The organism is Novispirillum itersonii subsp. itersonii ATCC 12639, from assembly GCF_000381985.1.
Lineage (GTDB): Bacteria > Pseudomonadota > Alphaproteobacteria > Rhodospirillales > Rhodospirillaceae > Novispirillum > Novispirillum itersonii.
The window spans coordinates 84,505-97,541 of the sequence record NZ_KB907343.1; the positions used below are offsets into that span (position 1 = coordinate 84,505).

The following is a 13,037-nucleotide window of genomic DNA, read 5'->3' on the forward strand; positions in this document are numbered from 1 at the left end:
CCGGGCGGGGCGGGCTGGATCTGAAACAAACCGGACGACCGGCAAAGCGGCGCCCGGGGGACGAAGATCCACCCCGCAGCGGGCGCCGCGGGGTGGATCAGTTCGGTCTTACGCCGCGAACGACTTGGCGAAGCCTTCAAGGAACGCCAGAAGCTTGGCTTCGGTGTCCTTGGAGATCGCCTTTTCGGTGCGGATGGCGTTGACGATGTCAGCGCCCTTTTCCTTCACCTCGGCCAGCATTTCGCGCTCGTACCGGTTGACGGCATTCAGCGGCAGCTTGTCGAGGAAGCCACGGGTACCGGCGAAGATGGAGATGACCTGCTCTTCGACCGGCATCGGGCTGAACTGAGCCTGCTTCAGCAGCTCGGTCAGACGGGCACCACGGGCCAGCAGCTTCTGGGTCGCCGGATCGAGGTCAGACGCGAACTGAGCGAACGCAGCCATTTCACGATACTGGGCGAGGTCCATCTTAATGGTACCGGCAACCTGCTTCATCGCCTTGATCTGGGCAGCGGAGCCGACGCGCGACACCGACAGACCCACGTTCACGGCCGGGCGGATACCCTTGAAGAACAGGTCGGTTTCCAGGAAGATCTGACCGTCGGTGATGGAAATCACGTTGGTCGGAATGTAGGCGGACACGTCGTTCGCCTGGGTTTCGATCACCGGCAGAGCGGTCAGCGAGCCATTGCCCGACTTGTCACCCAGCTTCGCGGCGCGTTCCAGCAGACGGCTGTGCAGATAGAACACGTCACCCGGATAGGCTTCACGCCCCGGCGGACGACGGAGCAGCAGGGACATCTGGCGGTACGCGACGGCCTGCTTGGACAGATCGTCATAGAAGATCACGGCATGCATGCCGTTATCGCGGAAGTACTCGCCCATGGTGCAGCCGGTGTACGGTGCCAGGAACTGCATCGGGGCCGGATCGGACGCGGTGGCCGCGACGATGATGGTGTAGTCCAGAGCGCCACGGTCAGCCAGGGTCTTGACGACCTGAGCAACGGTGGAGCGCTTCTGACCGACGGCGACGTAAATGCAGAACAGCTTCTCGCTGTCATTCTTCGCGGCGTCGTTGATCTTCTTCTGGTTCAGAATGGTGTCGATGATGACGGCGGTCTTGCCGGTCTGACGGTCACCGATGACCAGTTCGCGCTGACCGCGGCCGATCGGAATCAGAGAGTCGATCGCCTTCAGGCCGGTCTGCATCGGCTCGTGCACCGACTTACGCGGAATGATGCCCGGGGCCTTGACGTCGGCCATGCGGCGTTCGACATCAACCAGATCACCCTTGCCGTCGATCACGTTGCCGAGACCGTCAACAACACGGCCCAGCAGGCCCTTGCCGACCGGAACGTCCACGATGGTGGCGGTGCGCTTGACGACATCGCCTTCCTTAATGGTGCGGTCATCACCGAAGATCACGACGCCGACGTTGTCGTTTTCCAGGTTCAGGGCCATGCCCTTAATGCCACCCGGGAACTCGACCATTTCGCCAGCCTGGACGCTGTCCAGACCATAAACGCGGGCGATACCGTCACCGACGGACAGAACAGTACCAACCTCGGCGGATTCGGCGTCCGTGCCGAAGTTCGCGATCTGATCCTTCAGGATAGCGGAGATTTCCGCGGCGCGGATTTCCATCACCCAACCCCTTTCATGGCGAGCTGTAGACGTTGCAGCTTCGTGCGAATTGAACTATCGACCATCCGGGACCCGACCTTAACGACCAGGCCACCCAGGAGGGACGGATCTACTTTGGCTTCGACGGCAACTTTCTTGCCGACGGCCTGATTGAGCGCGGCTGCAAGAGCAGCAGCCTGCGCTTCGGTCAGCGCCTGTGCCGAAACGACCTCAGCGGTCACCTCACCCCGGGCCTGAGCCAGACGGGCAAGGAACGCGCTCACGATGCCCTTGAGGGCAAACAGACGGCGGTTCACGGCGAGAAGACCGAGGAAATTACGGGTCAGCTCGTTCAGCCCGGCCTTATCGGCCAGAGCGAGCACCCCTTTCTTCAGGTCTTCACGGGACATGACGGGAGAGGCGATGAAGCGTCGGAAGTCGACACTTTCGCCCAACATGGTCTGAAGCGACCGCAGATCACCGGCTACCTGATCGAGCAGCTTACGGTCTTCGGCGAGCTCATAGAGCGCCGAAGCGTAACGGTCCGCGAGGCCCTTCGTTCCTGCAATTTCGGATGACACGTTCTGCTTGCCCCGGAAATCGAGAGGAAAAGGTGGTGTGGATTATTTAACGAACTGTTTTTCAATGTGTTTTTGACGCCGAACAGAGGACACCCCTGTCAGCGCGGTTGGTTGTTAACATAACCCGTCAGGCGTTGCAAGCGAATGACGCCCAAAACGGCGTCCCCTCCGGCGTTCCGGGCTAATTTCCCGCTTTTGTCACGGGTCTTGCCACATGGCTTGCCCTGCCCGTCCGGGCAGGGAGAAACCCGCCTGCCTCCCTGCCCGTCCATTCCGGTAAATTCAATCGGAAAAAGCACTACAAAAAGCTGTAAGGATCGACATCAACCTGAATTCGTACCGCAGAGGGGCAGGGCACCCCCCCAAGCCAGTGCCGCACCACGGCCTGCACCCGTCCCTGACGCGGTGCTTTCAGCAAAAGGCGCCAGCGGTGCCGCCCCCGCAGCAGGGCCAGCGGGGCCGGGGCGGGCCCAAGAACCTCGAGTCCCTCGCCCTGCGGTGCCTTCCGCGCCAGCGCTCGCGCCACCGATTCGACGGCGTCCGCCGACTCACCGGAAACAATCACCGCCACCAGCCGCCCGAACGGTGGCATCCGCAGGAGTCGCCGCCCCTCGGACTCTGCGTCCCGGAACGCCCGCATATCACCGGTCGCCATCGCCTGCAGCACCGGATGATCCGGCTGGAATGTCTGCACCATGACCCGCCCCGGCCGCTCGCCGCGCCCGGCCCGGCCTGCTACCTGCGACAAAACCTGAAAGGTCCGCTCCGCCGCCCGCAGATCACCGCCGGACAGCCCCAGATCCGCATCGACAATCCCCACCAGTGTCAGCATCGGAAAATGCAGCCCCTTGGCGAGGACCTGTGTCCCGATCAACAGATCAACCTCTTTCCGCTCAATCCGCTCCAGAAGACCGGCAATCCCCTGCGGACCGGCCAGCGTGTCAGAAGCGACAAGCTCCACCCGCGCCTGAGGAAACCGGCGGACGGCTTCTTCGGCCACCCGTTCTACCCCCGGGCCGCAGGCAACCAGCGCATCCTCCGCCCCGCAGGACGGGCAGACGGTCGGCAAGGGCTGCTGATGGCCGCAATGGTGACACTGTAATTTCCGCAAACGGCGGTGTTCGACCAGCCAGGCCGTACAATGCGGACACTGGACGCGGTGGCCGCAGGTCCGGCACAGGGTCAACGGAGCATAGCCACGGCGGTTCAGGAACAGCATCCCCTGCTCCCCCGCTTCCAGCGTCTGTTCCAGCGCGGTCACCAGCGGCGGTGACAGCCATGACTGGCCCCAGTCGCCTTTTTCCGGGGGGAACCGGCGGACATCGATCAGATCAATGGTCGGCAGGGTCGCCCCGGCGTGACGCACCGGCAGATCGACTTTGATGTAACGCCCGGCCTCAACATTGACCACCGTCTCAAGCGACGGGGTGGCAGACGCCAGAACCACCGGGATATCCCCCAGATGCGCCCGGACCACCGCCATGTCGCGGGCATGGTACATCACCCCTTCTTCCTGCTTGAAAGCCGCCTCGTGTTCTTCATCGACCACGATCAGCCCCAACGCCTTATAGGGCAGGAACAGGGCAGACCGCGCCCCCACCACCACCCGGGCCCGGCCATCGGCAATCGCCCGCCATGTCCGGCGGCGACGGGCCGGTGTCAGGTCGGAGTGCCAGACCGCAGGATCGGCCCCGAAACGACGACGGAAGCGGCCAAGCCATTGGGTCGTCAGGGTGATTTCCGGCACCAGAACCAGCACCTGCATCCCCTGCCGCAGCGCGGCGGCGATCGCCTCGAAATAAACCTCGGTCTTGCCCGATCCGGTCACCCCTTCCAGCAGGGTTGCCGAATAGCCCTGCCCAAGGGCCAGAACCAGCTCTTTCGCCGCATCAGCCTGAACCGGGCTGAGAGTGGGGCCGGGATGGTCCCCATCCGGCTCGGGCGGATCGGGATCAACCGTAAACGGAACCTCAGCCAGAACCCCGGCTTCGGCCAGCCCCTTAACCACCGATGGGCTGACCGCCGCCTCCCGCGCCAGATCAGCCGTGGTCATCGGCACACCGGCCCGCAGAGTCTGCAAGACCCGCTCACGCGCCGGTGTCGGGCGCACTCCCGGCACCTCGGCCCCGGACAGTCGCCACGCCACCTGTGAGGCCGGGGGATCCAGCGCCTCGGGCACCGGTATCACCATTTTCAACACTGCCCCCGGCGGCGACAGGGTGTAGGCGGCAACCCAATCGACAAAACGGCGGCTGACATCAGGCAAGGGGGCGGCATGATCCAGCACCGCCTGAATCGGGCGGATCTTCGCCGGGTCAAGCGACGATCGGCCAGCGCCCCAGACAATCCCGGTTTCCTGCCGTCGCCCCAAAGGCACCCGCACCGGCTGGCCGTCACAGACCGTACACCCGGCCGGCACCTTATAATCGTAAGCCCCGGCCAGCGGCAGCGGCAGCAATACAGCGACCTGCGCCCCCGCGGGGTGCGGCAGGGCAGCCATGTCTGCGGAAGGACTGGGCTTGACAGGGGGCATCGGCTACACTCGCGGCTCGGTTCTGGGTAGGAGATAGAGCTTTTTGCCGGGCAGGGAAACACCCCTGTCAGCAAAGGTCCCCCGCCCGCCGTACCTCTCTCTGGTTCTGAACTCTGGGTTTTGTGACGCATCATGAAGTTTTTCATCGACACCGCCGATCTCGACGATATCCGCGACCTGGCCGAAACCGGACTGGTTGACGGCGTCACCACCAATCCGACACTGGCGGCCAAAACCGGCCGGACCTTTGTTGAACTGATCCGCGACATCGCCGCTGCTGTGCCCGGCCCGGTCAGTGCCGAGGTCACCGCACTCGACTTCCCGACGATGATGAAGGAAGCAGAGGTGCTGCGGGCCATCGCCAGCAATGTCACCATTAAGGTGCCAATGACCCCCGATGGCCTGAAAGCCTGCCGGGCCATCACCCGCGATGGCGGCATGGTCAACGTCACGCTGGTGTTTTCAGCCGGGCAGGCCCTGCTGGCCGCCAAGGCCGGGGCAACCTTTGTCTCCCCCTTCGTCGGCCGTCTGGATGACCTGTCGCAGGACGGCATGGAGCTGATCGCCGATATCGTCCATATCTACGATCAGTATCCGGGTATTGAGACACAGGTGCTGGTGGCATCGGTCCGCCACCCGCTGCATGTGGTGCAGGCCGCCAAGCTGGGGGCCCATGTCGCCACCCTGCCGCCGAAAGTGCTGCGCCAGATGTATCAGCATCCGCTGACCGACAAGGGCCTTGACGGCTTCATGAAGGACTGGGCCGCCAGCGGCCAGACCATCCTTGTACCGGGGGCCTGAGCGGTGACGCTGCATACCCCGTCGATCCCGGCATCGGACCTGCCCAGCGAAGAGCAGGTCCTTGCCTTTCTGCAGGCGCACCCCGACTTTCTTCCCGCACAGGAAGGGGTGATTGCCCGCCTGCTTGCCGACCATATGCCGGACCGGGATCTTGGGACCGGTGTGGTTGATTTTCAGGGCCATGCCCTGCGCGCCCTGCGGACGGAAATCACCGAACTGCGGCAGGAAGCGCAGGAGCTGATTCGGACCGCCCGCGATAATATGAGCCTGCAGCACCGCGTTCATGGCGCGGCTCTGGCCCTGATGGCAGCCGAAACCGTTGAAGACGGGGCCAAAGCCCTGGGCGAGGACCTGCCCCTGCTGCTGGAAGTCGATCTGGTTCTGCTCTGTCTGGAACCGGGAGCCCCCGAGGGGCTGGCCCGCATCAGCCAGCACTTGCCGGAAGGCACGGTGGATACCCTGCTGGGCGGGTCCGACACCCGCCTGCGGGCCCATCTGCACGACGAAACCATGCTGTATGGCGAAGGGGCCGGGCTGATCGAGTCCGACGCGCTGGTCCGCCTGCCTGCCACCGACAGCCACCCGGTCGGACTGCTGGCCTTCGGCAGCCGCCGGGCCCGTACCTTTGAACCCGGTCAGGGGACGGAGCTGATGAGCTTCCTGTCCGCCGTGCTGCATCACAGCCTCCGCCACTGGAAGGAGTAACCCGGTGGCGGTTCCGATCCCCCTGCCTGTCGTGTTCCCCCCACTGGGACCGGATCTGACCGCAGCCGTCATCGACTGGCAGAACTGGCTGTCGGCGGAACGGCGGGCCAGCCCGCATACCGTCGCCGCCTATGGCCGGGATCTGGCGGCCTTCTTCACGTTTCTGACCCCTTATCGCGGCGGCATTCCGGCCCTGCCGGATCTCGCCGACCTGCAGCCTGCCGATTTCCGCGCCTGGCTGGCCCAGCGCACACAGGATGGTCTGTCGCGCCCGTCGATTGCCCGGGCCCTGTCAACCCTGCGCGGCTTTTTCAAATTTCTGGAACGCACCGGGCGGGTCGAGAATGCCGCCCTGAAAACCCTGCGCAGCCCGCGCCTGCCGAAACAGGTACCCCGCCCGCTGACAGAAAGCGATGCGGTGGCAACCCTGTCGACAGCAGCGGAACTGCAGGAAGAACCATGGCTGGCCGCCCGCGACGTCGCCTTGTTTTCGCTGCTGTACGGCTGCGGGCTGCGTCTGGGGGAAGCCTTGTCGCTGCGGGTTGCCGACCGGCCGCACGGCGACACGTTGCGGGTTATGGGCAAGGGCTCAAAGGAGCGGATCGTGCCGGTCCTGCCGCTGGTCCGCGATGCCATAACCGCCTATCTCGCCCAGCGCCCGGATGGCAGCCCGGATGACAGCGCCCTGTTCATCGGGGCCCGTGGCGGCGACCTGAACCCCGGGGTGGTACAGCGGCAGATGCGGCGGCTGCGGGCCCTGCTGGGGCTGGGAGAACGGGCAACCCCCCATGCCCTGCGCCACAGCTTCGCCACCCATCTGCTGTCCAACGGCGGTGACCTGCGCACCATTCAGGAACTTCTGGGCCATACCACGCTGGCGACCACCCAGCGCTATACGCAGGTGGACACCGGGCAGCTGACCCGGGTCTATCAGTCAGCCCACCCCCGGGCCGGAAAGCCACAGGGGGGCTGACCGCCTGCCTCAGCGCAGGCAGACGCGGTTTCGTCCCGACTCTTTGGCGTCATACATCGCATCATCCGCCCGGCGCAGCGTGTTGCCGATCGCATCCTCTGCCGGGTCCAGCTCTGACACCCCAAGGCTGACGGTCACCGCTACGGCGATACCATCAGCGATCATCGGCTGGGCCGCAATCGCCTGCCGCAGCCGTTCTGCCACCTGACCGGCCAGATCCCGGGGGGTTTCAGGCAGCAGAATGGCAAATTCCTCTCCGCCATAACGGCCAAGAATATCACTGTCCCGCAGCACCTGACGGCTGCGGGACACCACCGTCCGCAGCACATCATCCCCGGCCAGATGGCCATACGTGTCATTCAGCGACTTAAAATGGTCGAGGTCGAACATCACCACCGACAGCGGGCGCTGATACCGGCGGGCCCGCTCAACTTCCCGGGTTGCCCCTTCCATAAAGCTGCGGCGGTTGAGTGTCCCGGTCAGGGGATCGGTATAGGCCAGCTCCTCAAGGCGGCGGTTGGCCTCCTCCAGTTCCCGGGTCCGGGCGGCCACACGCTGCTCCAGCCGCTCATTGGCGGCCTGAAGATCCTCGTACAGACGGATGTTGGCAAAGCCGATCGCCATTTTAGAGGTAAACACCTCCAGCAGGCGGCGGTCATCTTCGGTCAGGGCCCGGTGGGAATGGATATAGGCTGCCAGCTCCGGGCCTTCCGGCACCGGAATATACAGCACCGTATATTCCGGGGAGTATTGGCTCGCCCGCTTTTCAAAAACGGTATCAATCACCGCGCTGATGGCCGGATCAACCCCGCTGGTCGTCAGAGTCCGCGTTACCGCCTCGGCATATCGCCCAACCCCGGCCAACACACAGACCTCGGTCTCCCGCCCCGTGGCGAGGCAGCCGGGAACAGTCCTCTGCACACAGAGGATCCCGTTCGGCCCGGCATGCACAAAGGCCGCCAGCTGCAGCAGAACCCCACGGGAGAACTGACGCAGAGAATGGAGGCGGAACAGGGAGTCGGTACAGTCAATGATCTGCTGCAACCCCAGCCGGTTACTCTCCAGCGCCCGGATATCCTCAAACCCGCGCAGGGCCGCCACCACGGTGGTGAACAGCTTCTGGGCGGTCAGCTCCGTCTTGGATTTATAATCATTGATGTCATAGCTGACGATCACATCCTCTTCCGGGGCCTGACCGGGCTGGCCGGTCCGCAGGATGATCCGGACCGCCCGGTTTTGCATGTCTTCGCGGATCGCGCGCACCAGCCGCAGACCGGCATCATCGGTTTCCATCACCACATCAAGCAGAATAACGGCGATCTCGGGCTCCGCCTCGAGCAAGGCGCGGCCCTCAGCCGCCGAAAACGCCGACCGGAATGCGACCCCGCGCCCTTTGAAGACCAACTTCCCCAAGGTCAGCCGGGTAACGCTATGCACCTCGGGATCATCATCGACAATCAGGATCAGCCACGGGCCAACCGCAGGTACCGCAGACGCCGGGCGGTTCTCGGCCTCTGCCCCGTCAAACAAAAAGCCGTCGGATTTCATCCGGGCGTCCCCTTCCCCACCTCTGCCGTCCGTCGCGGCACCCGGATCAGAAAGCACACCCCATTCCCGGGGCTGCTTTGCAGATCCACTGTGCCACCCAAAGTCCGGACGACAATATTATACACAATATTCAGACCAAGACCGCTGCCACCAGCCCCGCGCCGGGTGGTGAAGAACGGATCAAACACCCGGGGCAGAACCTCAGGCCGGATCCCGATCCCATTATCCTTATACAACATTTCGATACTGTCGGCAGGGCTGTCTGCCCTGTCGGCAGCCCCCCCTACAGCCTTCACGGCAATAGTGATATCACCGTCTTCCCGACCGGCGAAACCATGTATCAGAGAGTTGATCAGCAGATTGGTCAGAACCTGCGACAGGGCCCCGGGATAACTGTCCATCTCCAGATCCGGCGGGCAGTCCACCAACACCCGGTGACGGGTTTTCTTGAACTTCGGCCGCAGGCTGAGCAGCACCTCGTCAATGTATTCCGCCAGCCGGAAGACCCGGCGATGACCACTGGTCTGGTCCACCGCCACCTGCTTGAAACTGTGGATCAGATCCGCCGCCCGCTGGTTGCTGGACACCAGCAGCGCCGTTGCCTCCTTCGCCGTATCCAGAAAGGCCTGCAGATCCGTCATTGTCAGGCTGCGCTCATCAAGGCGGTGCTGCAGGGCCGCAACCTCTTTCTCCAGATGGCTGGCCCCGGTCAGGCTGACCCCGACCGGGGTGTTCACCTCATGGGCAATCCCGGCCACCAGACTGCCGAGAGACGCCAGTTTCTCCGACCGGATCAGACTGGTCTGGGCCTCCTGCAAGGTCAGCAGCGCCTGCTCTGCCCGATCCCGCTCGGCCTGCAGCGACAGCTCCATCGTCCGTCGCTCAGAGATATCTACCGCCGTCCCGATCACCGCCGCCACCGTTCCATCCGGGGCCCGCAACGGAACCTTGGTGATCATCATGTGATGTTCATCCCCCATCACATCATGAGAGGTAAATTCATACTGGACCGGTGCCCCGGTGCGGATGACATCCTGATCGGTCTGCAGGGCCTTCAGCCCGTCCTCGCCCGGCTGAAGGTCCAGCACATGACGCCCGACCACATCCTCCACCGGGCTGCCGTCACGGAATGCACGGTTGCAGCGCAGATACGTGCCGTTGGTATCGCGGATGAACATCTGTACCGGCATGGTATCCAGCACGGTCTGCCCCAGATGATGCTCCCGCTCCAGCGCCTGACGGCTGCGGTCCAGCTCAGCACTGCCTTTCAGGCGCAAAATCTGTGCCCGCAGGGTCCAGGCCACGGCCAGAATGATCAAAAGGGCCGACAACGCCGTAAACCCGACCGCATAGGTCAGGCCGCGGTACCAGCTTTCCAGCACCACCGCCACTGGCAGAGAGGCACTGACCACCAGCGGAAACCGCTCCACCTTACGGTAAGTAATGACCCGTTCCCCCGCCGATAACGGTTCCAGCGGATCCCGGAAGGCCCCCTCCGTCCGCTCAGTCTTGCGGGTATCAGGATACAGCGGATTGGGCATCGTCCGCCGGGTCAGGTCAAGCCCGCCGGGCAAGCGGGCCAGAATCACGCCCTGCGGATCAGTAACTGTCAGAATTTCGCTGTCATCCTGCTGCAGCAGGGCCAGACGACGGCGTACCAGCTGCAGATCAATGGAGACCATCAGCACACCGAGGAACTGCCCGTCAGGATCGGACAGCCGCAGACTCATCGGAAAAAACCATTCCCCCAGATAGGCACGGGATACCATCCCTGCCCCTAGATAGAGACCGTGATCCGGCTGGTTGCGGTGAACCAGAAAATACTCCCGGTCAGCAACCGGCGGCGGTTCGCCCGGCCCGGTCCACAGGCCGACCGTCCCGTCGGGACGGATCAACAGGAAATCCATCATCATGGAGTCCGCCGCCTTGAACCGGCTGAGCAGTGCAGCGATCTGCACCTCTGTCAGCGGCGTGCTGGACTCGCTGGTGCCCGGATCAGCAACCGTCAGCCGCAGGCCCTGTAACAGGACCTCGACATGGGTCAGCAAGGTGGTCAGGCTGACAGCATAAGACCGCGCGGCCCCCTGCGTCCGTTCCCGGGCAGCCGCCAGACCCCGGCTGTGCTCCTGCGCCAGAATGATCCCCATCACCAGCGCGGTCAGCATAAAGGCCAGAACACCGATACCGACGGTCCGTCGGACCGCAATGCGGATCTGCTGCCGTAACGCCGGGTCTGAGGATACAGCCTCCGGCGCTGCGGGCGGCATCGCTGATGGAAGCAAACCGGAGCCGGACAGGAAGGCGACTTCAGGCCTTGCAACCTGTGACGCCTCCCCGGAACCGGGAAGACCACCCTGAGGGTTGATGTCTGCCATCACTGAGCCCCCTTGACGGCCCGGCCATCCCCGCAGGGGCAAGGACAGCCATACGGAAAGCCGGGGGCATCACCCCCCCCCGCTGCCTCAGACGTTATAATAAGCGCGGTACCAGCGGACGAACTCGACCACCCCGACCTCAACCGGAACCGAAGGCACATACCCGATATCGGTCTGCAGGGCCGTGGTATCGGCATAGGTCGCCGCCACATCCCCGGCCTGCATCGGCATCATGTTCAGTTCTGCGGTCAGGCCGAGCTCCTGCTCCGCCACCCGGATGAAGTCCATCAAATCAACAGGGGCACCACGGCCGATGTTATAGATGCGGTACGGGGCAATTGCACTGCGGTCCGGATCCGGGTGCGACTCCATCGCCGACCAGTTGGGATCGGCCTGCGCCGGCTTATCCAGCACCCCAACAATACCGCCGACGATGTCCTTCACATACGTGAAGTCGCGCTTCATGTTGCCGTGATTGTAAACGTCAATCGGCTTACCGGCCAGCATCGCCTTGACGAACTTGAACAACGCCATGTCCGGGCGGCCCCACGGACCATAGACCGTAAAGAAGCGCAGACCGGTGGTCGGCAGGGAGAACAGATGGCTGTAGGAATGGGCCATCAGCTCGTTGGCGCGCTTGGTGGCGGCATACAGGCTCATCGGATGGCCGACGCCGTTCCGTTCACTGAACGGCATATTGGCATTCGCCCCGTAGACCGAGCTGGTCGAGGCATACACCAGATGGTCAACGCCGGTATGGCGGCAGTTTTCCAGAATATGCAAATACCCGATCAGGTTGCTGCCGCCATAGACCATCGGGTTTTCGACGCTGTAGCGCACCCCGGCCTGAGCCGCCAGATTGATCACCCGCTGCGGCTGATGGCGGCGGAAGACACCGGAAACAGCCTCGCCATCTTCCAGACTGATCCGCTCAAACCGGAAGGCCGGGAACTGGCGCAAAATCTCCAGCCGGGCTTCTTTCAGGCTCGGGTCGTAGTAATCGTTGACATTATCAAGCCCGATCACTTCATCGCCGCGTTCCAGCAGCGCCAGAGACGTATGGAATCCAATGAAGCCGGCTGCCCCGGTGACAAGAACGCGCATGATCCGTCCGAACCGTTAAGACTAGAGAAGAAAAAGAAAGCACCACATCCGCAGAAAGGCCGCCCCCTGTCAGGCGCAGCGCTTTTCCACCTGCTCACACAGATAATGATACAGGGCGATATGCACTTCCTGAATACGCGGGGTGTCCTTGCTGGGCACCGCCAGCAGGGCATCAGACAGGGCCGCCATCTTACCGCCCCCGGCGCCGGTCAGCGCCACCACCGACAGGCCTAGGGCCCGGGCCTTTTCCGCCGCCGCCACGACATTGGGGGAATTGCCGCTGGTGGTGATGGCGATCAGTACGCCGCCCGGCCGCCCGAAGGCCTCCACCTCACGGGCGTAGGCCGACAGGTAGTCATAATCATTGCTCCACGCCGTCAGGGCCGCCGCATTGGTGCCCAGCGCGATCACCGGCAGGCCCGGCCGTTCCAGCCGGAACCGGGCGACCAGCTCCCCGGCGATATGCTGGGCATCAGCCATTGATCCGCCATTGCCACAGACCAGCACCGGCAGCCTGTTGCGCAGCGCCGTGACCAGCAGGTCAAGCGCCTGATTCATTGCCCCGTCCAGGGCGGCCTCCGCCGACCGGCGGTGCAGGTCGGACGCCTCGAGAAGATACTGGGACAGAGAGAGCTGCAGGGTCATCGGGACAGGTCCACACTGCGGAAAAACTGACGGGAAACTGAGGGCATCTGATGCCCGCACCGGCTGCCCGGTGCTAAAATCGGGGCCACCCTAGCGCATTTTCCGCATGGGAGGAAACAGCTTGATCACGGAATGAGGTCTACAGGAAA

Annotated in this window: 10 protein-coding genes; 3 read left to right on the plus strand and 7 right to left on the minus strand. The window is 63.7% G+C overall.

What is annotated here, in order from left to right:
- Nucleotides 1-108 precede the first annotated feature (108 nt).
- From atpA to G365_RS0111675, 3 genes are all read right to left on the minus strand, one after another.
- Entirely contained in the window at nucleotides 109-1,644 is a 1,536-nt protein-coding gene (atpA, locus tag G365_RS0111665) for a F0F1 ATP synthase subunit alpha (protein ID WP_019645711.1), read from the minus strand.
- Entirely contained in the window at nucleotides 1,644-2,204 is a 561-nt protein-coding gene (locus G365_RS0111670) for a F0F1 ATP synthase subunit delta (protein WP_019645712.1), read from the minus strand. The genes atpA and G365_RS0111670 overlap by 1 nt, the downstream gene beginning before the upstream one ends.
- Before the next feature lie 298 nt (nucleotides 2,205-2,502).
- Nucleotides 2,503-4,737: a primosomal protein N' gene (locus G365_RS0111675; protein WP_155976238.1), complete on the minus strand. Its 2,235-nt coding sequence runs from the start codon at nucleotides 4,735-4,737 to the stop codon at nucleotides 2,503-2,505.
- A 132-nt stretch (nucleotides 4,738-4,869) separates the two neighbouring features.
- Between G365_RS0111675 and fsa the strand changes: the two genes are divergently transcribed.
- The 3 genes from fsa to G365_RS0111690 are packed head-to-tail and all read left to right on the plus strand — an operon-like array spanning nucleotide 4,870 to nucleotide 7,216.
- A complete protein-coding gene (gene fsa / locus G365_RS0111680) occupies nucleotides 4,870-5,538 on the plus strand; it encodes a fructose-6-phosphate aldolase (RefSeq protein ID WP_019645714.1) in 669 nt (222 codons plus the stop codon).
- Between the two features lie 3 nt (nucleotides 5,539-5,541).
- Complete coding sequence (locus G365_RS0111685) at nucleotides 5,542-6,243, plus strand: DUF484 family protein (protein WP_019645715.1); 702 nt, start codon at nucleotides 5,542-5,544, stop codon at nucleotides 6,241-6,243.
- 4 nt (nucleotides 6,244-6,247) lie between these two features.
- Nucleotides 6,248-7,216, plus strand: coding sequence for a tyrosine recombinase XerC (locus tag G365_RS0111690; protein ID WP_019645716.1), 969 nt, complete (start codon nucleotides 6,248-6,250; stop codon nucleotides 7,214-7,216).
- A 9-nt stretch (nucleotides 7,217-7,225) separates the two neighbouring features.
- Here G365_RS0111690 and G365_RS0111695 read toward each other — a convergent pair whose 3' ends face one another.
- The 4 genes from G365_RS0111695 to G365_RS0111710 form a co-directional block, all read right to left on the minus strand.
- Nucleotides 7,226-8,764: a diguanylate cyclase gene (locus G365_RS0111695; RefSeq protein WP_019645717.1), complete on the minus strand. Its 1,539-nt coding sequence runs from the start codon at nucleotides 8,762-8,764 to the stop codon at nucleotides 7,226-7,228.
- Nucleotides 8,761-11,139, minus strand: a complete 2,379-nt coding sequence (locus G365_RS22975; protein WP_081628527.1) for an ATP-binding protein — start codon at nucleotides 11,137-11,139, stop codon at nucleotides 8,761-8,763. The genes G365_RS0111695 and G365_RS22975 overlap by 4 nt, the downstream gene beginning before the upstream one ends.
- 87 nt (nucleotides 11,140-11,226) lie before the next feature.
- Nucleotides 11,227-12,243: an NAD-dependent epimerase gene (locus G365_RS0111705; RefSeq protein WP_019645719.1), complete on the minus strand. Its 1,017-nt coding sequence runs from the start codon at nucleotides 12,241-12,243 to the stop codon at nucleotides 11,227-11,229.
- Nucleotides 12,244-12,312: 69 nt separating this feature from the next.
- Nucleotides 12,313-12,888 (minus strand): D-sedoheptulose-7-phosphate isomerase, encoded by a 576-nt coding sequence (locus tag G365_RS0111710; RefSeq protein ID WP_019645720.1) that lies wholly within the window; start codon nucleotides 12,886-12,888, stop codon nucleotides 12,313-12,315.
- Nucleotides 12,889-13,037 lie beyond the last annotated feature (149 nt).

Coding starts and splice junctions, on each gene's coding strand:
- G365_RS0111695 (WP_019645717.1), bottom strand. CDS start 8,764: ATGAAATCCGACGGCTTTTTGTTTGACGGGGCAGAGGCCGAGAACCGC.
- G365_RS0111710 (WP_019645720.1), bottom strand. CDS start 12,888: ATGACCCTGCAGCTCTCTCTGTCCCAGTATCTTCTCGAGGCGTCCGAC.
- G365_RS22975 (WP_081628527.1), bottom strand. CDS start 11,139: ATGGCAGACATCAACCCTCAGGGTGGTCTTCCCGGTTCCGGGGAGGCG.
- G365_RS0111705 (WP_019645719.1), bottom strand. CDS start 12,243: ATGCGCGTTCTTGTCACCGGGGCAGCCGGCTTCATTGGATTCCATACG.
- fsa (WP_019645714.1), top strand. CDS start 4,870: ATGAAGTTTTTCATCGACACCGCCGATCTCGACGATATCCGCGACCTG.
- G365_RS0111675 (WP_155976238.1), bottom strand. CDS start 4,737: ATGCCCCCTGTCAAGCCCAGTCCTTCCGCAGACATGGCTGCCCTGCCG.
- atpA (WP_019645711.1), bottom strand. CDS start 1,644: ATGGAAATCCGCGCCGCGGAAATCTCCGCTATCCTGAAGGATCAGATC.